Annotated in this window: 24 protein-coding genes and 1 tRNA gene; 4 read left to right on the plus strand and 21 right to left on the minus strand. The window is 64.3% G+C overall.

The window, feature by feature from the left end:
• The first annotated feature begins 88 nt into the window (after positions 1-88).
• Entirely contained in the window at positions 89-1,201 is a 1,113-nt protein-coding gene (locus R2669_RS20610) for an NADH:flavin oxidoreductase/NADH oxidase (protein ID WP_316901884.1), read from the plus strand.
• A 25-nt stretch (positions 1,202-1,226) separates the two neighbouring features.
• Here the strand turns inward: R2669_RS20610 and trmB are convergent, their stop codons facing one another.
• From trmB to R2669_RS20625, 3 genes are all read right to left on the minus strand, one after another.
• Entirely contained in the window at positions 1,227-2,000 is a 774-nt protein-coding gene (trmB, locus tag R2669_RS20615; protein ID WP_316901885.1) for a tRNA (guanosine(46)-N7)-methyltransferase TrmB, read from the minus strand.
• A gap of 86 nt (positions 2,001-2,086) precedes the next feature.
• Positions 2,087-2,160: transfer RNA gene (locus tag R2669_RS20620), tRNA-Gly, on the minus strand.
• A gap of 74 nt (positions 2,161-2,234) precedes the next feature.
• The gene (locus tag R2669_RS20625; protein WP_147216923.1) at positions 2,235-2,741 is read right to left on the minus strand and encodes an Lrp/AsnC family transcriptional regulator; all 507 of its coding nucleotides are present in this window, start codon (positions 2,739-2,741) and stop codon (positions 2,235-2,237) included.
• Positions 2,742-2,859: 118 nt separating this feature from the next.
• Here R2669_RS20625 and R2669_RS20630 point away from each other — a divergent pair, with 118 nt between their 5' ends.
• Together R2669_RS20630 and R2669_RS20635 are read left to right on the plus strand one after the other, a co-directional pair.
• The gene (locus tag R2669_RS20630; protein WP_316901886.1) at positions 2,860-3,786 is read left to right on the plus strand and encodes a DMT family transporter; all 927 of its coding nucleotides are present in this window, start codon (positions 2,860-2,862) and stop codon (positions 3,784-3,786) included.
• A gap of 31 nt (positions 3,787-3,817) precedes the next feature.
• Positions 3,818-5,023 carry an amino acid aminotransferase gene (locus R2669_RS20635; protein ID WP_316901887.1) on the plus strand — a complete coding sequence of 402 codons (1,206 nt, stop codon included), beginning with the start codon at positions 3,818-3,820 and terminating at the stop codon, positions 5,021-5,023.
• Between the two features lie 84 nt (positions 5,024-5,107).
• Here the strand turns inward: R2669_RS20635 and R2669_RS20640 are convergent, their stop codons facing one another.
• The 4 genes from R2669_RS20640 to ubiD form a co-directional block, all read right to left on the minus strand.
• Positions 5,108-5,821, minus strand: coding sequence for a hypothetical protein (locus R2669_RS20640; RefSeq protein ID WP_316901888.1), 714 nt, complete (start codon positions 5,819-5,821; stop codon positions 5,108-5,110).
• 129 nt (positions 5,822-5,950) lie between these two features.
• Positions 5,951-8,005 carry an acetoacetate--CoA ligase gene (locus R2669_RS20645; RefSeq protein ID WP_316901889.1) on the minus strand — a complete coding sequence of 685 codons (2,055 nt, stop codon included), beginning with the start codon at positions 8,003-8,005 and terminating at the stop codon, positions 5,951-5,953.
• A gap of 80 nt (positions 8,006-8,085) precedes the next feature.
• Positions 8,086-9,597, minus strand: a complete 1,512-nt coding sequence (locus tag R2669_RS20650; RefSeq protein WP_316901890.1) for an NAD-dependent succinate-semialdehyde dehydrogenase — start codon at positions 9,595-9,597, stop codon at positions 8,086-8,088.
• Between the two features lie 130 nt (positions 9,598-9,727).
• Entirely contained in the window at positions 9,728-11,239 is a 1,512-nt protein-coding gene (gene ubiD, locus R2669_RS20655) for a 4-hydroxy-3-polyprenylbenzoate decarboxylase (protein ID WP_316901891.1), read from the minus strand.
• A 538-nt stretch (positions 11,240-11,777) separates the two neighbouring features.
• Here ubiD and R2669_RS20660 point away from each other — a divergent pair.
• A complete protein-coding gene (locus tag R2669_RS20660) occupies positions 11,778-12,965 on the plus strand; it encodes a lytic transglycosylase domain-containing protein (protein ID WP_316888277.1) in 1,188 nt (395 codons plus the stop codon).
• A gap of 82 nt (positions 12,966-13,047) precedes the next feature.
• Here the strand turns inward: R2669_RS20660 and R2669_RS20665 are convergent, their stop codons facing one another.
• The 14 genes from R2669_RS20665 to R2669_RS20730 all read right to left on the minus strand — a co-directional run bounded on the left by R2669_RS20665 (position 13,048) and on the right by R2669_RS20730 (position 24,071).
• Positions 13,048-14,232: a pyridoxal phosphate-dependent aminotransferase gene (locus tag R2669_RS20665; RefSeq protein ID WP_316888276.1), complete on the minus strand. Its 1,185-nt coding sequence runs from the start codon at positions 14,230-14,232 to the stop codon at positions 13,048-13,050.
• A gap of 43 nt (positions 14,233-14,275) precedes the next feature.
• Positions 14,276-14,743: a transcription antitermination factor NusB gene (gene nusB / locus R2669_RS20670; protein WP_012761449.1), complete on the minus strand. Its 468-nt coding sequence runs from the start codon at positions 14,741-14,743 to the stop codon at positions 14,276-14,278.
• A gap of 28 nt (positions 14,744-14,771) precedes the next feature.
• A complete protein-coding gene (gene ribH, locus R2669_RS20675) occupies positions 14,772-15,272 on the minus strand; it encodes a 6,7-dimethyl-8-ribityllumazine synthase (RefSeq protein ID WP_004629552.1) in 501 nt (166 codons plus the stop codon).
• Between the two features lie 100 nt (positions 15,273-15,372).
• Complete coding sequence (gene ribBA, locus R2669_RS20680) at positions 15,373-16,512, minus strand: bifunctional 3,4-dihydroxy-2-butanone-4-phosphate synthase/GTP cyclohydrolase II (protein WP_316901892.1); 1,140 nt, start codon at positions 16,510-16,512, stop codon at positions 15,373-15,375.
• 127 nt (positions 16,513-16,639) lie between these two features.
• Positions 16,640-17,293 (minus strand): riboflavin synthase, encoded by a 654-nt coding sequence (locus R2669_RS20685; RefSeq protein WP_316888274.1) that lies wholly within the window; start codon positions 17,291-17,293, stop codon positions 16,640-16,642.
• A gap of 6 nt (positions 17,294-17,299) precedes the next feature.
• Positions 17,300-18,412 carry a bifunctional diaminohydroxyphosphoribosylaminopyrimidine deaminase/5-amino-6-(5-phosphoribosylamino)uracil reductase RibD gene (gene ribD / locus R2669_RS20690; protein WP_316888272.1) on the minus strand — a complete coding sequence of 371 codons (1,113 nt, stop codon included), beginning with the start codon at positions 18,410-18,412 and terminating at the stop codon, positions 17,300-17,302.
• Between the two features lie 43 nt (positions 18,413-18,455).
• Positions 18,456-18,977, minus strand: a complete 522-nt coding sequence (locus tag R2669_RS20695) for a GspH/FimT family pseudopilin (RefSeq protein ID WP_316901893.1) — start codon at positions 18,975-18,977, stop codon at positions 18,456-18,458.
• A complete protein-coding gene (locus R2669_RS20700) occupies positions 18,974-19,369 on the minus strand; it encodes a prepilin-type N-terminal cleavage/methylation domain-containing protein (RefSeq protein WP_316901894.1) in 396 nt (131 codons plus the stop codon). Before R2669_RS20700 ends, R2669_RS20695 begins: the two co-directional genes overlap by 4 nt.
• Complete coding sequence (locus R2669_RS20705; protein WP_316901895.1) at positions 19,369-21,201, minus strand: pilus assembly protein; 1,833 nt, start codon at positions 21,199-21,201, stop codon at positions 19,369-19,371. Before R2669_RS20705 ends, R2669_RS20700 begins: the two co-directional genes overlap by 1 nt.
• Positions 21,198-21,782 carry a pilus assembly PilX family protein gene (locus R2669_RS20710; RefSeq protein ID WP_316888267.1) on the minus strand — a complete coding sequence of 195 codons (585 nt, stop codon included), beginning with the start codon at positions 21,780-21,782 and terminating at the stop codon, positions 21,198-21,200. The genes R2669_RS20705 and R2669_RS20710 overlap by 4 nt, the downstream gene beginning before the upstream one ends.
• 29 nt (positions 21,783-21,811) lie before the next feature.
• The gene (locus R2669_RS20715; RefSeq protein ID WP_316888266.1) at positions 21,812-22,723 is read right to left on the minus strand and encodes a PilW family protein; all 912 of its coding nucleotides are present in this window, start codon (positions 22,721-22,723) and stop codon (positions 21,812-21,814) included.
• 1 nt (position 22,724) lies between these two features.
• Complete coding sequence (locus R2669_RS20720) at positions 22,725-22,910, minus strand: type IV pilus modification PilV family protein (protein WP_316888265.1); 186 nt, start codon at positions 22,908-22,910, stop codon at positions 22,725-22,727.
• A gap of 84 nt (positions 22,911-22,994) precedes the next feature.
• A complete protein-coding gene (locus R2669_RS20725; protein WP_316888264.1) occupies positions 22,995-23,594 on the minus strand; it encodes a GspH/FimT family pseudopilin in 600 nt (199 codons plus the stop codon).
• Positions 23,595-23,597: 3 nt separating this feature from the next.
• Entirely contained in the window at positions 23,598-24,071 is a 474-nt protein-coding gene (locus tag R2669_RS20730) for a type IV pilin protein (protein ID WP_316888262.1), read from the minus strand.
• Positions 24,072-24,079 lie beyond the last annotated feature (8 nt).

Consider the following 24,079-nt stretch of genomic DNA (forward strand, 5'->3'; position numbering starts at 1 on the left):
GAGGCTTTCGCACCGTCTGCACGATCGGGCGGATTCGGACACACTGGCGGTTTCTTCCGTCAGCCGCTGACTGCCGAATTTCCCGATCATGAGTGCTCTCTTCCAGCCTTTCTCCCTGCGCGGTCTCACGCTTGAGAACCGCATCGTCATCTCCCCGATGTGCCAGTACTCGGCCGACAACGGCCAAGCCACGGCGTGGCATCACACGCATCTGGGCAGCCTGTCGCTTTCGGGTGCCGGGTTGCTGATGATCGAGGCGACCGCCGTGTCGCCGGAAGGGCGCATCACCCACGGCTGCCTGGGGTTGTGGGACGACGCGACCGAAGCGGCGCTTGAGCGCACGCTGGCGGCCATTCGGCAGAACGCGCTGGTGCCGATCGGCATGCAGATCGCGCACGCGGGCCGCAAGGCCTCGAGTGCTCGGCCTTGGGAAGGCGGCGCGTTGCTGGCGCTCGATGCTGGCGGCTGGGAAACGATGGGTCCATCCGCGTTGCCGCAGCGTCCCGAAGAGCGCGCGCCGCGCGAAATGACCGATGCAGACCTTGACCGCGTGCGCGATCAGTTCGTCGAGACTGCACGTCGTGCCGTGCGCCTGGGGCTGTCGGCCATCGAACTGCACGCCGCACACGGTTATCTGCTGCACGAATTCCTGTCGCCGATTGCTAACCAGCGCACCGATGCCTATGGCGGTTCGCGTGAGAACCGCATGCATTATCCGCTGGAGATTTTTGATGCGGTGCGCGCCGTGGTGCCGGACAACATCCCGGTGGGCGTGCGCGTGTCAGCCACCGATTGGGTCGAGGGCGGCTGGACGCCGGAAGATTCGGTGGCGTTTGCGCAGGCGCTACGTGCCCGCGGCTGCGATTGGATCGATGCGTCGTCGGGCGGTGTGTCGCCGCTGCAGCAGATTCCGCTGTCGACGGGCTACCAGGTGCCGTTTGCCGAGAAGATCCGCAATGAGGCCGACATTCCGACCATCGCCGTCGGCCTCATCAACGAGGCGCATGAGGCCGAAGCCATCGTTGCACAGGGGCGGGCAGATTTGGTTGCTGTCGGGCGGGCGTTTCTCTACAACCCGCACTGGGCCTGGGCGGCCGCCGCTGAGCTGGGCGCGACGGTCAAGGCGCCGCCGCAATATTGGCGCGCCTTCCCGCGCCACGCCAAGAACCTCTTCGGCGATACGCATTTCGGCGCACGCTGACGCGCGCCAGCGTGCGCGGACGTGGTCAGGCCCGCTTGCGGAAGACCACGTCCCACACGCCGTGCCCGAGGCGCAGGCCGCGTTTCTCGAACTTGGTGACGGGGCGATAGTCCGGGCGCGGCGCGAAGCCGTCGGCGGTGTTTTCCAGCGTCGGTTCGGCGGACAGCACTTCCAGCATCTGGTGGGCGTATTCCTCCCAGTCCGTCGCGCAATGCAGATAGCCTCCCGGCTTGAGGTGCGCGGCCAGGCGAGCGACGAACGGGCTCTGGATCAGGCGCCGCTTGTTGTGGCGCTTCTTGTGCCACGGGTCGGGGAAGAACACGTGAATGCCATCGAGCGTGCCTTCCGGAATCATGTGGGCCAGCACTTCCACGGCATCGTGCGAAACGATGCGGATATTGCCGATCTCGCGTTCGCCGATGAGCTTGAGCAGCGCACCGACGCCCGGCTCATGCACTTCCACGCCGAGGAAATCGTCGTCCGGACGCAATTGCGCGATGTGGGCCGTGGTCTCGCCCATGCCGAAGCCAATCTCGAAGATGCGCTTGGCGCCGGAGCGGCCGAAGGCGGCGTCCCAATCCAGGGGCTCGGCAGCGTAAGGCAGCAGGAAGCGGGGGCCGAGTTCGTCGATGGCGCGCTGCTGACCGGTAGACGTGCGGCCGGCGCGGCGGACGAACGAGCGGATGCGGCGCGGGTGGCCGGTTTGCTCGCCAGTTTCGGCGCCTTCGGCGGTATTGGTGTCTTGCGATTCCGGCGTGATGTCGTCGGGGCCGGTGCCCGGCTGTTCGATGGGCTGCATGGAGATCCCGTGCCGGTTGCTCGTCGATGGAGCGACGGGCGCGCAGGCAACAAAAAAGCCGCCGAGGGCGGCTTCAGACTGTTCGGTGGAGCGGGCGATGGGAATCGAACCCACGGCTCTAGCTTGGGAAGCTAGGGTATTACCATTATACGACGCCCGCGTAGCCGAACATTTTATGCGCGGTAGCAGAGATTCGGCAAGCGGCCGGACGCGGATGTTCGTGAGAAAAGCGAGCTAGCGTGCGCTTTCCGGCCTGCGTTTGCGCACCGAACTCCTTTTGTTCTCATCCCACGCAGGAAACACCGTCGAGCGCTTGACCACGCCATACGCAAAGCTCGTGTCGATGGCGGCGATGCCCGGAATGGCATGCAATTGCCCGCGCACGAACTGCTCGTAATCCTGCAGGCTTTCCACCAGCACGCGCAGCAGGTAATCCGCCTCGCCCGTCAGCACATAGCAATCGAGGATCGCGTCGATGGCGCGGATGCGGTTCTCGAACGTCGAGACCACCTCCCGCGAGTGCTGCTGCAGACGAATATGCACGAATGCCGTCACCGGCAGCCCGTATGCCTCTTCATCGACGATGGCCGTGTAGCCGCGGATGACGCCCGCGTCTTCCAGCAACCGCAGCCGGCGCAGGCAGGGTGAGGGCGAAAGGTTTACCCGCTCCGATAGTTCTTGGTTGGTCAGGCGGCCTTCTTTCTGAAGGGCGGCAATGATCTGCCTGTCTTTCTTATCCATGTGATTTTTCCAGAGTGGCAGGTTCTGCCAAATCGACGATCAGCATTGGTGGAAATCGCAAGATACTACTTTTCATGCTGGGGCATTCTGTCTCCATTCTGAAATCGAAGGTGGCGGCATGCGGGGTTCGACATTGACGGTGGGCGTGGGCGCGCAGGCGGGGCGAAATGCCTTCCAGGCCAACCCGCTGATCGGGTATGCGGCGATGGTGCTGACGGTGCTGATCTGGGCCGGGTTCGCACTGTCGATCCGGGCGATTGGCGCGTCGCCGCTGGCGCCTGCCGACGTGGCGCTCATCCGATTCGGCCTGCCGACCTTGTTGCTGTTGCCGTTCCTGCCGTCCCGCTGGCCGATGCTGCGGCGGGTGAAGCCGCTCAGCGCGCTGATGGTGTTGGTGGGTGGCGGCGTGCCGTTCTTCTTCATGGCTTCGGCCGGCGGCAAGGTGACATCGGCCGCCCACGTGGCTGCGTTGATCGCGGGTACGACGCCGCTGTCGGTGGCGCTGATCGCGTATGTGGTGGACCGCCAGCGCATCGCGGCGGCACGCGGGCGCGCCATCGCGATCATCCTCGCTGGCGTGCTGCTCATGTTGGTCTCGCAATCGCACGTGTCGCATGGCGCGTTTGTGGCCGGCGCCGGATTGTTGTTGCTGGCGAGTCTGCTCTGGGGCAGCTACACGCTGGGGCTGCGCCGGGCGGGGCTCGATGCCATCGGCTGCGCGTTGCTGTTGAGCGTGCCGTCCTTCTTGCTGACGGCGCTGCTGGTGAGTCTGGGCGTGGTCGACAGCCATGTCGGGCACTTCACCGTGGCCAACGCCATGCCTTTTCTGCTGGCCCAGGGCTTGGGGGTCGGCGTGGTTTCCAGCCTGTCCTACGCGCTGGCGATTCGTCATCTGGATACGCCGCGCTGTTCCGCCATCGGCTCGCTGGCGCCCGCGCTCGCCTGTCTCGGGGCGGTGCCCTTGCTCGGTGAATCGCTGACGCTGACCGTTGCCTGCGGCATTGCCGTGATCACCGCTGGCGTGATCCTCGCAAACCGCGCGTAGACCATCGCATTGCTCTTCCGGAGACTGCACCATGCTCGCAAGCCTCGCCACCGTTGCCCCGGACCCGCTGTGGGGCCTGACCGCTGCTTTCCGTGCGGACCCGCGGCCCCACAAGGTCGATCTTGTCGTGGGTGTCTACCGCGATGACGCCGGGCAGACGCCGGTCATGTCTGCGGTGAAGGCTGCGGAGGAGCGCCTGGCCGGTGCCGGTGCCTCCAAGGCCTACCGCGGCTTGGCGGGCAATACCAACTTCAATGCCGCCTTGGCGACGCTGCTGCTTGGTAACGACGCTGGGCGCCTGGCGCGCCAGCACACCATGCAGACCGTGGGCGGGACGGGCGCGCTCAGGTTGCTCGCTGACTTCATCGCCGTGGCCTCGCCCGGCGCTCGCGTCTGGGTGTCCGACCCCGGCTACGTCAACCACGTGCCCATCATGCGCGCGGCGGGGCTGTCGGTAGACCGCTACCGCTGGCGTGCCGAGGGCGGGTTGCTCGATGCGGATGCCATGTTCGCGGACCTGTGGGCTGCGCGTGCGGGGGACGTCGTGCTGCTGCATGGTTGCTGCCACAACCCGACCGGCATCGACATGGGCATCGATGTCTGGCAAAGCGTGGCGGACCGTTGCGCGAAGCAGGGCCTGATCCCGCTCGTCGACATGGCGTATCTGGGTCTGGCCGATGGTCTGGAGCAGGACGCCGCGGGCCTGCGGTTGATGGTCGATGCGCTCGACACGGTGCTCGTCGCGGCAAGCTGCTCGAAAAGCATGGGCCTGTACTGCGAACGCACCGGCGCCGCCATGGTGATCGGCAAAAACGGGGCAGCCCTGCAGCCGGTCGGCGGTGTGCTGGAGCGCATCACGCGCAGCAACTATTCGATGCCGCCCGACCACGGCGCTGCCATCGTGGCTGCCATCCTGGGCGATGCCGCATTGGCGGCCCGCTGGCGAGACGAGCTGGAGCACATGCGTCAGCGTATCGTTGGCAACCGGCGCCGCCTTGATGACGCACTGGCCGGTCTGGGCGCTCCCGTTGCGCTACAGAATCTGTCGCGACACAAGGGCATGTTTTCGATGCTGCCGTTGGATGCGGATGCCATGGAGCGCTTGCGCACAGATCACGCCATCTATGGCACCCAGGGCGGTCGGATCAATATTGCAGGGCTCGCACTGGAGCAGATCGACCGAGTAGCCGGCGCGCTCGTCGCCGTGGCTTCGGACATGGCTTGTGCGTTGGCCTGAACGACCTGGGATGACTTCGCTTTGAACGCAGGAAGCGTGCTCTGCACTGTCTCCGCGTAGTCCACGCTCACATTGGGCGGTGACCTAACGCCGCCGCGCCATCGCCTGCATTGCCGCATCTACAAACCTGGCCGCGGCGTGCTCGCCGGCCGTCGGGGCCGCGGCTTTGGCGCACGCGGCAACCACGTCGCACAGCGATTGCGGATCTTCCTTGCAGGCACGCAGCAGCGGCATGGCGGCGCCGGCAGCCGAGCCGAAGTGCTGCACCGCCAAACGCATCAACTCGACCTTGACCACGTTGGGCAACACGTCGGCCAACTCCGGCGGCACGGCCGGCTGCGGGGCAGAACGCGCCTGGACGGGCACCGGCTGCGGCAGGGTGGCGTCATTGGCCGCAGGCTCGTCGATGGGCGCTGCAGCCGTTTGCAGGCCGAGCGTCATGCCCGTTAGCGGCGGCAGTTCGTCGTAGATGAGGGACAGGGCGGCAGGGACGCTGCCGCTGTCATCGTCGAGCAAGGGACGGTTGAAGTGCGCGATGGGATCGAAGGGGGCCGCAACGGCTGCGTTTTCGTGCGAGATGCCCGGGAGCACGTCGACCATGCCGGCCCGTTGCAGCCCGAGCAGCAGTTCGTCGAGGTCCGACCAGTCGCTCAGCAGTTGATGCAGTTGCCCCACCGTGCGGGCGCCGTCGATGAGGATCAGCAGATGGCGCTGGCGCATCTGCATGTCGTGGCGGCGCTCGGCCAAGGCTTCGCGGCCGTCCTCGGTCTTGATCAGGACGTTCGTCGTCGCAAGCATGGTGACTCCCCGTTAAGCAGCTCGCCCGGCATCTTGATGTGCCGGTGCAGGCTGTACGTTAGTCATCACATCCGAGCCTTGCCATCGTTCGATTGGTGGAGATTGTGAAACCACGGACCAACGATCGATCTAGCTGCGCCACGATTCCAATGCTGGTGCGGGTTCGCCGGAATCGCCGCCATGCTGAAGCAGCGACCGGGCGTAGCTTGCATACCACGCCAGCACATCCGGATTGGCCATCGCATCAGGGTTTGCGATGCGCTCGACGGGTGCCCCAAGCAGCAGCTTCTTGATCGGCACTTCCATCTTCTTGCCTGACAGCGTGCGCGGCACGCCGGGCGCCTGTACAACCACGTTGGGCACATGCCGGGCCGACAGGCCTGCCTTGATGCGTGCATTGATCGTGCTGCGCAGCGTATCGTCGAGCGTCGCGCCTTCGCGCAGCACGACGAACAGCGGCATGAACGATTCCCGGCCAAGGAATTCCAGATCGACGACGAGACTGTCGAGCACTTCCGGCAGATCCTCCACCACGCGGTACAGCTCGGCTGTGCCCATGCGGATGCCGTGGCGATTGATGGTCGCGTCGGACCGGCCATAGATGATGGCGCCGCCGCGCGGGGTGATCTTGATCCAGTCGCCGTGGCGCCACTGGCCCGGGTACATGTCGAAGTAGCTGTCGCGGTAGCGGCTGCCGTCGGTGTCGCCCCAGAAGAACAGCGGCATCGACGGAATGGGCGCGGTGCAGACCAGCTCGCCTACCGCGTCGATGAGCGGTCGGCCAGCCTCGTCCAGTGCTTCCACGCGCGAGCCTAGGTTGCGGCATTGCATTTCACCCGCATAGACGGGCAGTGTGGCGACGCCGCCTACGAAGCAGCCTGCGAAATCCGTGCCGCCGGAAATCGGATTGAGCCAGACGTCGGCTTTGACGTGGCGGTAGACCCAGTCATACGCCTCGGCGGAGAGCGGCGAACCGGTCGAGCCGACCGCGCGCAGTTTCGACAGGTCGAAATCACGCCCGGGCTCGATGCCGGCCTTCAGGCAATTGGCGAAGAACGCCGCGCCGGCGCCAAAGAAGGTCACGCCTGCATCCTGCGCGAAGCGCCACAGCGTATTGAGGTCCGGCGTGCCGGGGTTGCCGTCGTAGATGGCGAGCGTCACGCCGCCGAGCAAACCGCTGGCCTGCGAATTCCACATGACCCACCCGGTGCTGCTGTACCAGTGGTAGACGTCGCCGGGGCCGAGGTCGAGATGCAGCGCGCCCATCATCGTCTGCACCAGCAGCAGGCCGCCGTGGCCGTGCACGATCGGCTTGGGCATGCCGGTGGTGCCGGACGAATAGAGAATCCACAGCGGGTGGTCGGCGGCGACGGGTGTGACGACGAGCGGCACATCGTTCGCCGTCAGGTCGCGCCAGTCGCGGGCTTGCGGGAAGCGCGCGCGGTTGACCTCGCCAAGCAACTGCGGCACGACGACGAGATGTTCGACGGTTGGCAGCGCGGCGACCATCTCTGCGACCACGTCGGTGCGGTCGAAGGCGCGGCCGCCGTAGTGATAGCCGTCCACGGCGATCAGCACTTTGGGCTCGATCTGCCGGAAGCGGTCGGTCACGGCCACCTGGCCCATGTCGGGCGCGCAGACGGACCAGATCGCCCCGACGCTGGCCGTGGCGAGAAACGCCACAATCGCGTCCGGCGTGTTCGACAGATACGCGGCAACGCGGTCGCCCGGCACCACGCCCATCTTGCGCAGCGCATCCGCCAGCGAGGCAACGCGTTGGCGCAGTTCGCGCCATGACAGGTCGGCCAGCGGTTTGGTCTCGCTGGCGTAGCGGATGGCGGTGCGGTCGGGGCTGCCGCCTTCCTCCACATGACGCATGACCTGATCGACGTAGTTCAGCTTGGCGCCCACCAGCCATTGCGCGCCAGGCATGGTGCGGTCGCCAAGCATCTGCGTGAACGGTGTCGAGGCGCGCAGGTCGAGGTAGTCCCAGACGGACGTCCAGAACGCCTCCAGCTCAGTGGTGGACCATTCCCAGAGTTGCGCGTAGCCCTCGGGCGTGGTGGCCGAGAAGCGCAGCCCGCGTTCGCGCGCAAGCCAGTCGAGGTAGTGCGTCAGGCGCGCCCGCGCGATGAAGTCAGACGATGGCGTCCAGAGCAGGGCGCCTTCCTGGATGGTGCTCATGTGTCTCCTCCGCCGGTCAGGCAAGGGGGAAGGCCGCCCGCTCTATCGATGTGACAGGTCGGCCAAGGGGGGATGGCGTTTCAGATGCCGCCCATGCACAGATACTTGAGTTCGAGATACTCGTCGATGCCGTAGACCGAACCTTCGCGGCCCAGGCCCGATTGCTTGATGCCGCCAAACGGCGCGACCTCGTTCGAGATCAACCCCGTGTTGATGCCGACCATGCCGTATTCGAGCTGCTCGGCCACGCGCCAGATGCGGCCGATGTCGCGGCTGAAGAAGTACGACGCCAGGCCAAATTCGGTGTCGTTGGCCAGGCGCACGACTTCCGCTTCGTCCTGGAACTTGAAGATGGCGGAGACCGGGCCGAAGGTTTCTTCGCGCGCGATCAGCATGTCGGGCGTTGCGTCGGCCAGCACGGTCGGCTCGACAAAGCGCTGCGAACCGAAGCCCTGCATCAGCTTGCCGCCGGCGGTCAGGCGCGCGCCTTTCTGCGTCGCATCGTCAATGTGGCGCTGCACTTTCTCCACGGCCTGATCGTCGATCAGCGGGCCTTGCACCACGCCCGACTCGAAGCCGTTACCGACCTTGATGCCCTTGACCTTGGCCGAGAGCTTCTCGACAAACGTGTCGTACACCGAGGCATGCACGTAGAAGCGGTTCGTACACACGCACGTCTGGCCGGCGTTGCGGTACTTCGACTGCACCGCGCCCTCCACGGCGGCATCGAGATCCGCATCGTCGAACACGATGAAGGGCGCATGGCCGCCCAGCTCAAGCGCCACCTTCTTCACCGTCGGCGAGCACTGCTGCATCAGGATGCGGCCCACCGGCGTCGAGCCCGTGAACGACAGATGCCGCACGATCGGCGATTCGCACAAGGCCTTGCCGATGGCGATGGAGCGATCCGCGTCACCCGTCACGACGTTGACGACGCCCTTTGGAATGCCCGCGCGGTGCGCCAGTTCCGCCATCGCGAGCGCGGACAGCGGCGTTTGCTCGGCCGGCTTGATGACGATGGTGCAGCCTGCCGCCATGGCCGGTGCAACCTTGCGGGTGATCATCGCCAGCGGGAAGTTCCACGGCGTGATGGACGCGCACACGCCCACCGGCTGCTTCAACACGACCATGCGCTTGTCGCGCCAGGTGCTGGCCATCACGTCGCCGGAGACGCGCTTGGCCTCTTCGGCAAACCATTCGATGAACGACGCGCCGTAGACGATTTCGCCCTTGGCTTCGGCCAGCGGCTTGCCTTGTTCTGCCGTCATCAGCGCGGCGAGGTCGTCGGCGTTGGCGATCAGCAGGTCGAACCAGCGGCGCATCAGGCCGGCGCGCTCCTTGCCGGTCAGCTCGCGCCATGCCGGCCACGCCGCATTGGCTGCGTCGATGGCGCGCAGCGTTTCTGCGTGCCCCAGATTGGCGACATCAGTCAGGTGTGCGTTGGTGGCAGGGTCGTAGACGGGGAAGGTCGCGCCGTCTGTCGCGCCAACCCAGGCCCCGTCGACATAGGACTGCGTTTTGACGAGGGTGCGGTCTGTGATGCGCTCCAGCGCGTTGGCGGCGGTGCGAGATGCGTCGAGTGCTTCGGCCATGGCGTTCTCCATAAGGAAGGCGGGCCCAGTAGACAAAGAGGGCCCGCCTTTTTAGATGCAGCAGTCGCTTAACTCGCTAAGAATAACCGAACGATCGTTCGGTCGCAGGCCAAGCCGCCAAGCCTTGTGGTTATTGGAAGAGCGTCTCCCACATGGCATCGACCTTAGCTTTGACGGCGGTATCCATGACGATGGGCTGGCCCCATTCGCGCGTGGTTTCACCCGGCCATTTGTTGGTGGCGTCGATCCCCATCTTCGAGCCCAGGCCCGACACCGGGGACGCAAAATCGAGGTAATCGATCGGCGTGTTCTCGACCATGACCGTGTCGCGCGCCGGATCCACGCGCGTGGTGATTGCCCAGATCACTTCCTTCCAATCGCGCAGGTTCACGTCGTCGTCCACCACCACGATGAACTTCGTATACATGAACTGCCGCAGGAAGCTCCACACGCCAAACATCACGCGCTTGGCGTGGCCGGCGTATTGCTTCTTCATGCTGACCAGCGCCATGCGATAGCTGCAGCCTTCGGGCGGCAGATAGAAATCGGCAATCTCCGGAAACTGCTTCTGCAGCAGCGGCACGAACACTTCATTGAGCGCCACGCCAAGCACGGCCGGCTCATCGGGCGGCTTGCCTGTATACGTGGAGTGATAGATCGGGTCGCGACGCATCGTGATGCGCTCGACCGTGAACACGGGGAACCAGTCCTGCTCGTTGTAATAGCCGGTGTGATCGCCGAACGGGCCTTCGAGCGCATGCTGGTAGCCGCTCGGGTGCGTTGGATCCGGCTGGATGTGGCCTTCGAGGATGATCTCGGCGCCGGCCGGCACCTGCAGTTGTGCCTGCGCCAGCGAAGGCGTCAGGCAGGTCGCAAGCTCGGTCCGGCTGCCGCGCAGCAGGCCGGCAAACTGGTACTCAGATAACGTATCCGGCACCGGCGTCACCGCGCCGAGGATGGTGGCCGGGTCGGCGCCCAGCGCCACCGCAATCGGAAACGGCTGGCCCGGATTCGCGATGGCGTGCTCGCGGAAATCCAGCGCGCCGCCCCGGTGCGCCAACCAACGCATGATGACCTGGTTGCGACTGATGACCTGCTGCCGGTAGATGCCCAGGTTCTGCCGCTTCTTGTGCGGCCCGCGCGTGATGACCAGCCCCCATGTGACGAGCGGCGCCGCATCGCCGGGCCAGCACGTCTGTACGGGAATGCGCGAGAGGTCAACATCATTTCCTTCCCACACGATTTCCTGGCACCCCGGCGACGACACCTTGCGCGGCGCCATGTCCCACACGGCCTTGGCCATCGTCCACAGCTTGCCTGCTTCACGCAGGCCGCGCGGCGGTTCGGGCTCTTTCAACGCCGAGAGCAGGCGACCCACGTCCCGCAGTTCATCGAGCGACTCCGCGCCCATGCCCAGCGCTACGCGGCGCGTGGTGCCAAACAGGTTAGCCAGCACCGGCATGTCGTACTTCTGTGTGCCGTCCACCGGCTGCTCAAAGACGACCGCCGGGCCTTCGGAGCGCAGCAGGCGGTCGCAGACTTCGGTCATTTCCAGGCGCGGCGACACCGGCTGGCGCACGCGGCGCAGTTCGCCCGTGCGCTCGAGCTGGGCGAGAAAGTCACGTAAGTCCCTGTATTGCATGGAGATTTTGTAACCAAAGGTAAGGTGGATCGCCTATCACGCGGAGGGTCTGGCCCGCCGAATGGTCGTCGGGGCGACATTTTTTTGGTGTAGGCAGGGTGGCCGCGATTGTACGGCCAAAACCCCATGGCCCCCTGATGACAGAACGCATAGCAGGTCAGCTAGTCCCAACAAAGGGACTCATGTCATAACTTTTGGATATGAAAACTTACTTCTTTATGATTGACTTGGCATAACGCGCTTCCTACAATCCAATCCGATCTGGTAATTGTTGCAACGCAACATGTTTTCGGCTAATGCCTTCGCCCCGCTCTCAAACATATGAGGGGCGACACCAGAGCACATCAGCATCGCTGCGGGACGTGACCTCCCCAAGGACACGGCCCGCATTTCTCTGGGCACTAGGGGAGTGCCCCCAACAGATGCCGGCTGACTGCAACAGCGCGGCATCCTTACTAAAAACCGTTGCGATTCGAAACGCACGGCGCCATGCAAAAGAAAGGCGTCTACCGGATCTGCGCAGCGGACGGAGGTAAGTATGAACGGTTGGAAAACCCTTCATTCTTCCGGGATCGGATCGGCGCTGCAACGCCGGCTCGTCGCCCCGGTGGGCCGCCGCCTCGCGCGTGCAGGCCAAGTTGCGCTGCCTCGTAAGCTGCGCATGGAGTTGAACGCAGGGGGCGCTGCCGCGTCCCGCAATGAATTGCATCCTGGCGTACTGCTGGTGTTCCGCAGCGGGCATGTCGTGCTCAACAGCATTGGCTTGCTGGCGGTGGCCGCCGCAGTGGCGCTCTCGCTCAACAGCGAGTGGCGTGCCACGGTCGCTCAACGCGTGCTGCATTTCACGCCGGGTGCCGACACCGGTGTCGCCTCGGCCAATCCGTCGCCCGCGATTGCGGCTGGCGTGCAGCCGGTTGCTTTTGCGCCGACCGCGCCGTCCGCCGGTACTGGCGCCGTTCAGGCCGTGGCTCCCGCTACGACCCAGGGCGGCACGGTCGCGGCTGCGGGCTGGGATGCTCTCTCGAAGGTGCCGTCCGTGGCCGAGTTGGCTGCGCAGATTCCGAACACGCAAGTCGTCCGCGACGCGCGTGAGTCGGCAACCGCCGGTACCCCGCGAGAGCAGGCTGCTGTGGCGGAATACATTGCCCGCAAATATCGCGTGGCGGCCACTGCCACTGGCCAGTTGGTGAAGGCGGCCTATCAGACCGGCAAGGAAGTTGGCCTCGATCCGTTGCTGATCCTGGGCGTGATGGCGATCGAGTCCAGCTTCAACCCATTCGCCGAAAGCGGCATGGGTGCGCAGGGCCTGATGCAGGTGATGACCAAGGTCCACCAGGACAAGTACGAGGTGATGGGCGGCGTCGGTGCCGCGCTCAATCCGTACGCCAACATCAAGGTCGGTGCGCTGGTGCTGAAGGATTGCATCGCGCGTGCAGGTTCGATCGAAGGCGGGTTGAAGCTGTACGTCGGTGCGGTCACCCAGGGCGATGGCGGCTACGGCGGCAAGGTGCTGCAAGAGCGCTCACGCCTGCGCATGGTCGCCACGGGGCATCGGTCGCCGATGACGGCGGCGTCGGAACGTGAGCCGGTGAAGCCGGTCGCGACGGCAACGCCTGTGACGCAAGCCGATGCCAAGACGCAAGCCGCCAAGCCGGCCGACAAGCAACCCGCCGCAGGTCAGCAGGAAGAGGCCCGCTTGGACGACAAGTCCCAAGGGCAAGCCTGATCGATCTTGTTCGCTGCGCTGTATGAGAAAGGCCGTCCTTCGGGACGGCCTTTTTGTTTGGGCGGCGCGTAGTAGGCGTGCTTTACCGGCTGAAGAGCTTGCCGAGCCGTGCGACCGCTTCTTCAAGATGCTCCATCGATGTGGCGTACGACAGCCGGATGTAGTGCTGCGCCGTGTGCGGACCGAAATCCAGCCCCGGCACCAGGACCACCCCGGCGTCATGCAGCATCGATTGGGTGAGGGCGTCGGCATTGCCGGCATGCGGATGGTTCACGCCACGGCAATCGGCGTAGACATAGAACGCGCCGTCGGGCTTGACCGGTACCTTGAAGCCAAGCGACTCCAGCGCCGGCACGATGAAATCACGGCGGCGGCGGAATTCGGCCTTGCGTTCTTCGTAGATTGCCAACGCTTCTGGCTCAAAGCAGGCAAGCGCTGCATATTGCGCCACCGCCGACGCACAGATGAACAGGTTTTGCGCGACTTTCTCGAACTCCGGCACCAGTTCGGCCGGCGCCACCAGCCAGCCAAGTCGCCAGCCGGTCATGTTGAAATACTTCGAAAAGCTGTTGATCGTGACGACATCCTCGCCGAACGGCAGTGCGGAGACCGGGGGCTGATCGTATGACAAGCCTTGGTAGATTTCATCGACGATCGAAAATCCGCCTCGTGCGCGTACCGTCTGCACAATACGCTGCAGCTCGTCTGGCAGGATTGACGTGCCTGTCGGGTTGGAAGGGGAGGCCAGCAGCACACCCTGCGTGCGTTCGCTCCAGTGGGTTTCAACCTGCGCGGCCGTCAACTGGAAGCGTTCTTCCGGCCCCGACGGCACCAGCTTCGCCTCGCCATTGAAGGCGGCTACGAAGTGACGGTTGCACGGATAGCTCGGGTCGGGCATCAGGACTTCGCCGCCGATCTCCACCAGCACCGCACACGCCAGCAGCAACGCGGCCGACGCGCCCGCTGTCACGATGATGCGCTCGGGGGCGATGTCGAGGCCGTAAACGGTGTGGTAGTAGCGAGCGATTGCCTGGCGCAGCGGGCGGATGCCCAAAGCCCCGGTGTACTGCGTGACGCCGCGCCGCATGGCGTCGGCCGCGGCTTGCACGACGGGCTCGGCGGCGGTGAAGTCGGGCTCGCCGATGCCCATGTGGATGATGCTGCGTCCCGCCAGTTCCAGCTCGCGGGCCTGCTTGGCCAGCTCCATCACGTGAAAGGCGCGGATATTGGCCAGCCGGGCGGCTGTCTGCAGGCGGTGGGCGTCCATCTTGAAGCGAAGCGAAAAGGTAAAGCGAACAGCAGACGCCGGCTTACCGGCGGGCAGCGACCTCGACAGCGCGCACTTGCGCAGCCAGCTTGTCCAGCACGCCGTTGACGTACTTGTAGCCTTCAACGCCGCCAAAGGTCTTGGTCAGTTCAACCGCCTCGTTGATCACGACCTTGTACGGGATGTCCACGCAGTGCACCAGTTCGTAAGCGCCGACCAGCAGGGCGGCACGCTCGACGGGTGACAGTTCGGCAACCGGGCGATCCAGGTACGGCGTGAACGCCTCGGTCAGCGTGGTTTCTTCGCGGATGGCACCGTGCAGCAGCGCGTCGAAGTGCGCGCGGTCCGCCTTGTTGAAGCCTTGCGCGTCCTGCAGATGCGCCTCGACCACGCCCGGGTCGTTGCGATTGAGCAGCCATTGATACAGACCCTGCAGCGCCAGTTCGCGCGCACGGCGGCGCGCGCTCTTGGCGGGCGCCTTGGTCTTGGCTTGGGAATTGTCTTGCGTCATGGGGAAAAGCCTTTGCGCGAGGAAGCGCTTATTCATTCTCGCCGTCGTCGTCCTGGCCGTGATCCTGCAGACCGTCGAGGTCGTTGGTCAGGTTGGCCATCTCAACAGCGGTACGGGCGCAGTCGCGACCCTTTTCGCGGGTGCGGGCGTGGGCCTGGGCATCGGTGTCGGTGGTCAGGATGCCGTTGGCGATGGCGATGTTGAAGTCCAGACCGACGCGCGTGATGCCGGCGCCCGATTCGTTGGACACCAGCTCGAAGTGGTAAGTCTCGCCGCGGATGACTGCGCCCAGTGCGATCAGCGCGTCGAACTGGCCCGATTCGGCCATCTTCTGCAGGGCCAGGGGGACTTCCAGCGCGCCCGGCACGGTCACCAGCAGCACGTCTTCGCCGGCCACGCCGAGTTGTTCGAGTTCAGCGACGCAGGCTTCGCGCAGCGCTTCGCAGACGGGCTCGTTGAAACGCGCCTGGACGATGCCGATGCGCAGGCCTTCGCCGTTGAGATTGGTCGGGTAGAAGCCGTGGTCCATGGTGTATTCCGGTTGGGGTTGCCTGAGGTTGTCTATCTCTGGCAACGTCAAAAAAAAGAAGCCGGCGCGGCAGTTTAGCTACCGCGCGAAATTGCGAAATTCAATGCGTGGCGGTGGAAGAAGCGGAAGTGACGTCGGGGGCATCCGCCATCGACTGGTATGCCGTTACCTCCAGATCGTAGCCGACCATGCTCGGCAGCTTGAGCGGCGAGGCGAGCACACGCATCTTGCCGACGCCAACGTCCTTGAGGATCTGTGCGCCAATACCGTAAATGCGCGGATCGGGTTTCGTGCGCGGGCGCTCGTGCGGCGCATCCAGTGCGGTGAACTGTGTGAACAGGCGGTCCGCCGAATCGCCGCAATTGAGGAGAACGACCACGCCGGTCGGGGCGGCCTGCACGGCGCGCAGGGCGGCGGGCACGCTCCACGAGTGCGTCGTGCGCTGGCACTCCAGCAGGTCAAGCACCGACAGGGGCTCATGCACGCGCACCAGCGTTTCGGTGTCCGGCGTCGGCGTGCCCTTGACCAGCGCCAGATGGGCGCGGCCGGCGGCGCGGTCGCGGAAGGCAACGGCATGGAACGTGCCGAACTGCGTCTCCATCGTGCGTTCGCCGACCCGCTCGACAATGCTCTCGGTGCGGCTGCGGTATTGGATCAAGTCGGCAATCGTGCCGATCTTCAAGCCATGTTTCTTGGCGAACTCCACCAGGTCCGGCAGGCGCGCCATGGTGCCGTCGTCCTTCAGGATCTCGCAGATCACGGCGGCGGGCGTCAGGCCAGCCATTGCGGTCAGGTCGCAGCCAGCTTCGGTGTGGCCGGCGCGCATGAGCACGCCACCCTTCTGGGCCCGCAGCGGGAAGATGTGGCCGGGGTTCACCAAGTCGGACGGCTTGGCGTTCTTGGCCGCGGCCACCTGAATAGTGCGTGCGCGGTCGGCGGCGGAAATACCGGTGGTCACGCCTTCAGCCGCTTCGATCGAGACAGTGAAATTGGTGCCGAACTGGGTACCGTTGCGGCTTGCCATCATCGGCAGGTCGAGCTGATCGCAGTGCTCTTCGGTGAGCGTCAGACACACCAGGCCACGCGCGTGCGTGACCATGAAGTTGATGGCTTCCGGCGTGACGAAATCGCTCGCCAGGATCAGGTCGCCTTCGTTCTCACGGTCTTCCTCGTCGACCAGGATGACCATCCGGCCGGCGCGGATTTCGGCAATGATTTCTTCGACTGTGGCGATCGACATGGCGTAAGAGGGCTGCGCGCCGCCGACCAATTCCCGCAAATCGTTGATTTCGGGGGCCGTGCGACTGCGTAAATGGGAAGCCCGCTATTGTACGCCAAGGTGGCCCCAAGCCAGTGGGGCCTGCGGTTCAAACGGCTGCCAGCGGCTGGGTGCCCACGGGCAGGCCGATGGCCGCGTGGGTGAGCATGCGTTCCACGTAGCGGGCGATCAGGTCGATCTCCAGGTTGACCTGGCTGCCGGCCTTCAAGTGCTTCAGCGTGGTGACCGCCACTGTGTGCGGGATCAGGTTGATCGAGAACTCGCAGCCCTCGGCATCGTCACGGACGGTATTGACCGTCAGCGACACGCCGTTGACCACCACGGAGCCCTTGTAGGCCAGATATTTGCCCAACTCTGCCGGCGCCCGCACCCGCAGTTCGTGCGATTCGTTGACCGGCGCGAAATGGGTGACCGTGCCCAGGCCGTCCACGTGGCCCGACACGAGGTGCCCCCCGATGTGGTCGGCCAGGCGCAGCGCCTTCTCCAGATTCACCTCGCCCGGGCGTTCCAGCCCGACCGTCTTGGAGAGCGATTCGCGTGACACATCGACCTCGAAACGGTTGTCGGTTTTGGCGACGACCGTCATGCAGGCGCCCTGGATGGCGATCGAATCGCCCAAGGCGACGTCAGCGAGCGGGAGGCCGCCGGAGTCGATGGACAGGCGCACGCCAGCATCGGCGTTGTCGCCCAACGGCGAGACGGTTTCAATACGGCCAACAGCGGCGACGATTCCGGTAAACATAAGCAATCAATCCGTCGGGTTGCGGCGCGCCAGGATGCGGAGGTCGCCCCCGATGCGCGAGATATCGTGAAAGAAGAATTCGGCCGCGCCTTCCAGCGTCTGCAGCGGCCCCATATTGAACATGCCCTGACCCGAGCCGAGCACCTTGGGCGCTAGATAGACGAGGACCTCGTCTACCAGCCCTTCGCGCAGCAGCGAGCCGTTGAGCTTGAAACCGGCCTCAACATGCAGCTCGTTGATTTCGCGGCGGCCCAGTTCGCGCAGGACCGCGGCCAGATCGACTTTTCCGGCTGGGTTGGGCAGCAGGATGACCTCCGCGCCGCGCTCGCTCAACGCGCGCATGCGGCCGGCTTCGGGCTGTGCGGCAAAAATCAGCGTCGGCTCGTGGTGGCCATCCGCGGTGAGGATATGCGCATCGAGCGGCACGTCCAGCGCCGAGTCGATCAGCACACGCCGCGGCTGGCGCGGTGTGTTGACGGCGCGCACGGTCAGTCGCGGATTGTCTTCACGCACCGTGCCGATGCCTGTGAGGATGGCACAGGCGCGCGCGCGCCAGCGGTGGCCGTCGTTGCGCGCCTCGGTTTCGGTGATCCACTGGCTGATGCCGTTGTCCAGCGCGGTGCGGCCGTCGAGTGAGGCGCCGACCTTCACGCGCACCCAGGGCGTGCCGCGCGTCATGCGCGAAACGAACCCGATGTTCAGCTCGCGCGCCTCCCGCTCGAGCAGGCCGCAGCGCACGTCGACGCCGGCGTCGCGCAGCTTCTGCAAGCCACGTCCGGAGACGGCCGGGTTCGGATCTTCCATGGCCGCCACCACGCGCGCAATACCGGCTTCGACCAGACGGTCGGCGCAGGGCGGCGTGCGGCCAAAGTGACTGCAGGGCTCCAGCGTCACATAGGCGGTGGCGCCGCGCACATCGTGGCCGCGCGACTGGGCATCCTTGATGGCCTGGATTTCAGCATGGTCCTGGCCGGCGGGTTGTGTGTAGCCCTCGCCGATGACGGTGTCGTCACGCACGATTACGCATCCGACGCGCGGGTTGGGCGTGGTGGTGAACAAGCCTTTCTCGGCCAGCGCCAGGGCGCGCTGCATCATGGCGTGGTCGAAGTCGGAGAACATGGGTGTAAAGCCAGAATGATATGAAGGGAGTTGATGGTTCTAACTAACAGTCGCCGTTCAGACTTGGCTTGCAGACGCGGGAGCGGCCAGCAGCGCTGACCACCACGTTACGTCTGTGCCGGCCGCTGGAGATGGTCATCGTGGCGCCGGATATCCGTGAGTATCCCATAGGCTCGTAGGTGAGCGCGCCGGCCGGTTGGTTCGAATGGAACTGCACCATGGGCGCCGTGGGCAAAGGCTCTGACAATAGCGTTCTTGCCCTCGATACTGAGCCCGCCGTGCCGGCATCTGGGGCGAACTCCAACAACCGCCAGCCGCTGCTCCAGCCACGGGAAGCGTCGCGCGGGGTGAGCAGTGTCCGAACCCGCCGATGCTGTGCGGTCTTCTGGGCCAAGGACAGCGCACTGGCTAGGCGATCGGCTAGCAGGATGACTGTCTCTCTCTGCCAGTAGTCGATAACGGGCAGCACTGCCGCTGTGGCAAGTATCCCTACGATTGCCATCACGATGATCAATTCGATGAGCGTCACACCGGCTTGGCTCGGCCGTCGTTTCGATTCGTTCATGGCCAACATGCGGAACTTTCGGGCCAGCGCTCGCCCGTGCTGCGCAGGATCAACCTGCCGCAGGCCGGGTCTTCGCGCTCTGGAATTGCAATGACTTGGATGCATTGGGCTGGCGGCAGCTCAGTGCCCCCCGTGCCGGAGCAAGGCTGGCTGCGGATACTGTACCCATCGACATACAGCTTCGGGCTGGGCATACCGTCGTCATACCTTCCTGTACGCGCATGGCGTATTTCCAGCTGCGCTAGAGCGGCGACCAGCGCGGCGCCGCCGGCGGCACGGCGCGTTCGCTCCCAGTACGTCGTCCATGCCGACTGCGCAGCAAATGCCAGGACACCACCAACGACCAGCACGACCATCAACTCGATGAGCGTGAATCCACGTCGTGGCCGCATTAGCGCGTACTCGTTTCAGTCATCTCTCGCCAGCTCAACCGGCCGAGTTGACGGGTGTAGCGACGTGTTTCGAGTTGACGAATGCGCTCGCCTTCAACATGCCACAGCGTTGTATTCACGGTTTGGGTGGGTTTCCCGCCAGCGGTGGCGCCCAATGCGTCCGTTTGTACGGTGATGAGCGGCGCGCTGGCGAGTATGTAGCCAGTGTGACCGTCCTTGCGGGAGGGCAGTCCGGTCAGTGTGTCCAGCAAGTAAGCACGGTTACGCCCTGCAATATCCCGTGTGGTGAGTAGTAAGCTATGCGAGCCAGCCGCGCTGAGGTCGTCCGGCAACTGCCCCCCGGGCAAGTCGATGCGCCAGCCGTTTTGCGAGGCGTGCGCATTGGGTTCGATGACGACGCCATCAGGCACGTCCGTAGCGCCAAGGCCCGTCAAACTATCACGCGAAAGGCGGCGTGAACCACCGTCTGCCACTCCATATAGGGCGGCATTGCCTTCATCATCAACGGCAGTAAAGACCACTAGCGGACCACCGGCCGTTGCGGCAAGCAGAATCGGCGCGAGAATCCGCTGAATCGATCCGGAACGCGATGTGGCCGTAAAAAATGGAAGACGGCGATCGGCCTCGTTATTGCCCAGCGCGTTCGACCACGGCGGAGCGCCTGTCAGATCAAAGCGCCAGATTTGGCCTTGAGCGTCGCCGGCGTAGGCCACAGTGGCAGTGCCTTTTAGCCCGAGGGCTATGGCGGGCGACCCTAGGCCGCCACGACTGGCGTCCGTCGGTATCGTGATCGCATAGGCTGTGCGGTCCGGTACCCAGGAGGCCGATCGCTGCTGTTCGACTGACAGCAACAAGAGCTTGCTCGGCATGCCCGCTCTGCCGCGGCCATTGCCGCTGATGGCAAACCAGCGTGGTGTGGAATCGCCGCCGTCGGGCACGGCCACCACGGGGACAGGGCCTTCCATCTCACCAACATCGTGATCGTCGTTGCCGTCGTAAGCCAGCATGGGTGGCGGGGCGGAAGAAGACACGGGGTCGGTGACATCGACGAGGAAGAGGCCGGGCGCCATCGATCCGTTGGTGCATGCAAGTATCGAACGCCATTCCGTACCAGCCCATGCATCGGCAGCGAATGGGCGTGGGCAGAGGGGGCGTGGCACAGGGTGCCCTGCCGAAGCGTTCTTGGCTGCCGTTGCAAGAACAGCGTCAGGCATTACGGCGAAACGTTCCACCCCAGTGAGAGCGTCAAATCCGTGAAGCATGCCGTCGTTGGCGCCGATGTAGACCATCCAAGGCCGTCGCGCATGTTGCTCGCGGAAACGGATATGACGCGGGTCGAGTACAAAGCCGGGAGGGCCAAGCAGTTGCGCGCGCGCGCCGCGCATGGCGCCAAGCAGTCCAGTCCGCGGCCGCAGGGCCGGTTTGCCTTGTTCATGTCGCCGGATGCCGCGAAGATAGTTGACGCGCTCCGCTCCGAATTCGTCTGTCGTGTTGATCGCCGCTTGCTGTGTGGGCGAGAGGGTCTCCCACAGCAAGGGAGCTGCGGCGTGCGGTGCGGAATCACGGTCGCGGAACGTCCAGAGATTCCGCGTATCCACTGGCATTGCGTTGAGAATCGCGCCGGCTTCCCAGAGATCAGTCGGCGCAGGCGCATCAAGCGTACCCAGCGTAGGCAGAAAGCGGAGCGCACGCAGTCGGCCGGCCCACGCATCGTCGCCACGCGCAACAACGACGTGCGTCGGTAGACGTCCAGCGGGGTGGTCGCTAGCCGCTACAGCCATTGAGGCCTTCAAGGTAGCCATCAGCGAGATGGTGACGAGCCTCGACTTCACGGCTCGGTACCTCGAGGTCGATAGACCGTTTGCAGCTTCACATGCACGGCTTCGTCGGTGCCGAAACCTACCGCCGTGATGCGGAAGAGTACAGGGGCGCCGGACGCGTTGGCATGAATCCATTGACCAGGTAGAGCATCGCGGATCGGCTCTATGACATAGCGCGCCCGATGTGCTGGCTGACGCCAATTGTCATCGGCGGGAGGCGGAAGCGGTATCGCATTGCGCTCGTCGAGCCGCAGCCCGGAAAGCGTCTCGACGGAATCGCCTTCCTCTGGCCAGCACAGGCCGCGGCGCGCGGAATCCTGCCCGCATTGCTGTGGAACGAAGCCTGCCAAGGTGACGGGATCGAGGGCTGCAATACGCGCGGTGCCTACCTCGTCGTGGCAGTCCTCAATACCGGGTGTGCCCGTGGCGATGCCAAGCTCGCATTCAGCGGCGGTCAACGCCCTTTCCGCTTCATGCATCGCGAGCGCATGGTCGGCGGACAGGGCGGCGCGACGATTGTGGTCCAGAACCAGATGCAACGCGCCGACCATAAGTAACCCAATGACGATCAATGCGCTGGTGACGGCAATCATTGAGAAGCCGCTTGTCCGTTCACGGCGGTTTAGCATGCATCGGCCTCGCAGCGCAGCGGGTTGCGCACAGCAAAGGTCGCTGCGAAATGGGCGCGGTTGCGGCGTGGGTCTGGCGGTCGGAACCGGACGTCTTCGACGAGCGCGTTTGTCACTGTGGCCAGATCGGGGAATAGGGAAATCGTGTCCGCTGTTGGCGCTTTAACGGCGAGGTGGTCGCCTTGCACAACGATTCCTACGTGAACGAGCCGTACGCGAAACCAGTCTTCGTCTTGCATTGAGCGCGCCGACTTAATAATGGCGGGTGATGTCGTGTCCGAGCCAAGGGTGTAAAGCAACTGGAGAGTCTCGACACCGCGGACGACGGCATCGGACGAGCCGTCGGCCGGAGCGTCGACATTCCGTTGGAACGCACGACACACGAGTTGCGGCACGTTGGCGGTGCCGCTGTGGGTGACATAGAGCATGAGACCACCCAACCGTGGGTCGCCTTGGGTTGTTTGCCGTTCTGGCACGCCGTACCCGAGGCAGTCGCGCATAGCGCCGTCGCCAGTTGCACCTCGGCCAGAAAAGCGCACCAGCAAGGCATCGCTTGCGCCTTCACCACGGCGGTCGCAGTTGAATGCGGGAGTCATGTGTGGTCTGCCGCAGTTGTCTTTGCCGAGCAGCGATGAAGGGGCGTTCGCGCCTGGCCAGCGTCGGACAGATGACACGATCGGCGTATCGGTGATCCAGCCTGCCTGGCGTATCACCTTGCCAACGAACTCGATTGCCTCCATGCCGCGATCCTGGATCAGCGCATCGTCGGCCATCCGCCAGTAGTGGGCTCGTGCGAGCAGGATCAGTTGCAGCGCGATACCCAACACCATCAATCCGATGACCATGCCAACCAGCAGTTCGACCAGCGACACGCCGCGCGCGGGCAGGGCGAGCGGGCGACGCATCTCAGCGGGCTTCCGTTCGGCTGAGTTGAGCGCGCGTGTCTACGCCAAGTTGGTTCGCGGCGTGGCTGATGGCTCGTAGGTTATCGAATGCGCCGAACATGGCCGCCGCGCCCAGCGACAGGATGGCCAGGGCGATGAGCGATTCGATGAGGATGGCGCCGTGCTGGCGCTGCTGAAGTGGTGGCATGGTCGGTGAAAAGGCATTGCGTGCCGAAAAGCCGACCTACCTTAGAAGAACTTTGTGCGTTTGACTGTTACGTTTGATTGCCGCTTACTGTGTCAGCGACTTGTCGCACGTGCTTGGTGCGGCAACAGGGTCACATGTGCGGGCACGGCCGAGCGCGTTGATGATTAGCATGCGGGCCGGGTTCTTGGTATCGATGTAATACACGTAGAAGTAGGCGTTGACCTGTGGCACGCGCCCTGTTGTGACGGTGTAGCCGGCAGGGGAGTAGGTGAGCGATGTCTTGCTGGCAGTTGAGCCAGCGACATTGGCAGTACTGTCGAAGGTGATTCCCATGCCAGCGGGCAACTCGTCGTATTGGCCAATGAGTTTGTCAGTTGTGGCGACGTACTGGCCGTCGGGGCTCTGTCCTTCTGAAAAAACTTGCCAACCTTTGTTCCAATTCTGGTTATCCACCGGCGCGATGGTGACGTAGCTATTGGTAGCAATTGCGATGGAGCGAGCTTGACCGATGGCAGCAGTCAGCGAGTCGACGGATGTGATGACCCGTTGCTTGCGCATGAAATCGTTCAGGCTCGGAGCGGCTAGCATGAGCAGCACTGCAGCGATCGAGATGGTCGCGATCAGCTCCAGCAGGGTGAAGCCGGAAAGGGACGACCGCGTTGGCATGGGCGTTTTGACCGTCATGGCTCACCAGCAACCTGGAGTCGAAACCGCAGTAGACCCGCCGTTTGGAATGTTGAGCTTTTGGCCGGTGCTGCGGTAAACCAGCGTGCCACATGCCGAATCACCTTTTTGCGGTATTGCCTGTAGTTCGATGCACTGATCTGCGTTTGCCACTGCGGTGGGGCAGAACTGGGCGTTGATTTTGAAGTTTGTGCCTGTCGCGGTATCGCCGGAATATGGCTTGTAGCCAGCCCATACCGTACCGAGCGTTGCCGAATCCTTGGCATACGTGTTGACCTGTGCGAAGTGGCGCTCGAACAGTTGCATGTTTTCCATCAGAGCGGCCTTGGCCTCGGCGCGCCGCCCTTTTTGCACAAACTGCGTGTAGGACGGATAAGCAATCACCGCGAGAATGCCAACGATGGCGACCGTAGTCATCAATTCGACCAACGTGAAGCCGCGTAGGCGCTCGCTTCGGCTACGGTTTCGTGCGTGCATGAATTGCG

Origin of the sequence: Ralstonia edaphi (assembly GCF_958350185.1) — a bacterium.
Taxonomy (GTDB): Bacteria; Pseudomonadota; Gammaproteobacteria; order Burkholderiales; family Burkholderiaceae; genus Ralstonia; species Ralstonia edaphi.

Excerpts from the sequence above, each read along its gene's own strand:
- R2669_RS20610 (WP_316901884.1), top strand. The coding sequence starts at position 89 with ATGAGTGCTCTCTTCCAGCCTTTCTCCCTGCGCGGTCTCACGCTTGAG.
- trmB (WP_316901885.1), bottom strand. The coding sequence starts at position 2,000 with ATGCAGCCCATCGAACAGCCGGGCACCGGCCCCGACGACATCACGCCG.
- R2669_RS20625 (WP_147216923.1), bottom strand. The coding sequence starts at position 2,741 with ATGGATAAGAAAGACAGGCAGATCATTGCCGCCCTTCAGAAAGAAGGC.
- R2669_RS20630 (WP_316901886.1), top strand. The coding sequence starts at position 2,860 with ATGCGGGGTTCGACATTGACGGTGGGCGTGGGCGCGCAGGCGGGGCGA.
- R2669_RS20635 (WP_316901887.1), top strand. The coding sequence starts at position 3,818 with ATGCTCGCAAGCCTCGCCACCGTTGCCCCGGACCCGCTGTGGGGCCTG.
- R2669_RS20640 (WP_316901888.1), bottom strand. The coding sequence starts at position 5,821 with ATGCTTGCGACGACGAACGTCCTGATCAAGACCGAGGACGGCCGCGAA.
- R2669_RS20645 (WP_316901889.1), bottom strand. The coding sequence starts at position 8,005 with ATGAGCACCATCCAGGAAGGCGCCCTGCTCTGGACGCCATCGTCTGAC.
- R2669_RS20650 (WP_316901890.1), bottom strand. The coding sequence starts at position 9,597 with ATGGCCGAAGCACTCGACGCATCTCGCACCGCCGCCAACGCGCTGGAG.
- ubiD (WP_316901891.1), bottom strand. The coding sequence starts at position 11,239 with ATGCAATACAGGGACTTACGTGACTTTCTCGCCCAGCTCGAGCGCACG.
- R2669_RS20660 (WP_316888277.1), top strand. The coding sequence starts at position 11,778 with ATGAACGGTTGGAAAACCCTTCATTCTTCCGGGATCGGATCGGCGCTG.
- R2669_RS20665 (WP_316888276.1), bottom strand. The coding sequence starts at position 14,232 with ATGGACGCCCACCGCCTGCAGACAGCCGCCCGGCTGGCCAATATCCGC.
- nusB (WP_012761449.1), bottom strand. The coding sequence starts at position 14,743 with ATGACGCAAGACAATTCCCAAGCCAAGACCAAGGCGCCCGCCAAGAGC.
- ribH (WP_004629552.1), bottom strand. The coding sequence starts at position 15,272 with ATGGACCACGGCTTCTACCCGACCAATCTCAACGGCGAAGGCCTGCGC.
- ribBA (WP_316901892.1), bottom strand. The coding sequence starts at position 16,512 with ATGTCGATCGCCACAGTCGAAGAAATCATTGCCGAAATCCGCGCCGGC.
- R2669_RS20685 (WP_316888274.1), bottom strand. The coding sequence starts at position 17,293 with ATGTTTACCGGAATCGTCGCCGCTGTTGGCCGTATTGAAACCGTCTCG.
- ribD (WP_316888272.1), bottom strand. The coding sequence starts at position 18,412 with ATGTTCTCCGACTTCGACCACGCCATGATGCAGCGCGCCCTGGCGCTG.
- R2669_RS20695 (WP_316901893.1), bottom strand. The coding sequence starts at position 18,977 with ATGAACGAATCGAAACGACGGCCGAGCCAAGCCGGTGTGACGCTCATC.
- R2669_RS20700 (WP_316901894.1), bottom strand. The coding sequence starts at position 19,369 with ATGCGGCCACGACGTGGATTCACGCTCATCGAGTTGATGGTCGTGCTG.
- R2669_RS20710 (WP_316888267.1), bottom strand. The coding sequence starts at position 21,782 with ATGATTGCCGTCACCAGCGCATTGATCGTCATTGGGTTACTTATGGTC.
- R2669_RS20715 (WP_316888266.1), bottom strand. The coding sequence starts at position 22,723 with ATGCGTCGCCCGCTCGCCCTGCCCGCGCGCGGCGTGTCGCTGGTCGAA.
- R2669_RS20720 (WP_316888265.1), bottom strand. The coding sequence starts at position 22,910 with ATGCCACCACTTCAGCAGCGCCAGCACGGCGCCATCCTCATCGAATCG.
- R2669_RS20725 (WP_316888264.1), bottom strand. The coding sequence starts at position 23,594 with ATGACGGTCAAAACGCCCATGCCAACGCGGTCGTCCCTTTCCGGCTTC.
- R2669_RS20730 (WP_316888262.1), bottom strand. The coding sequence starts at position 24,071 with ATGCACGCACGAAACCGTAGCCGAAGCGAGCGCCTACGCGGCTTCACG.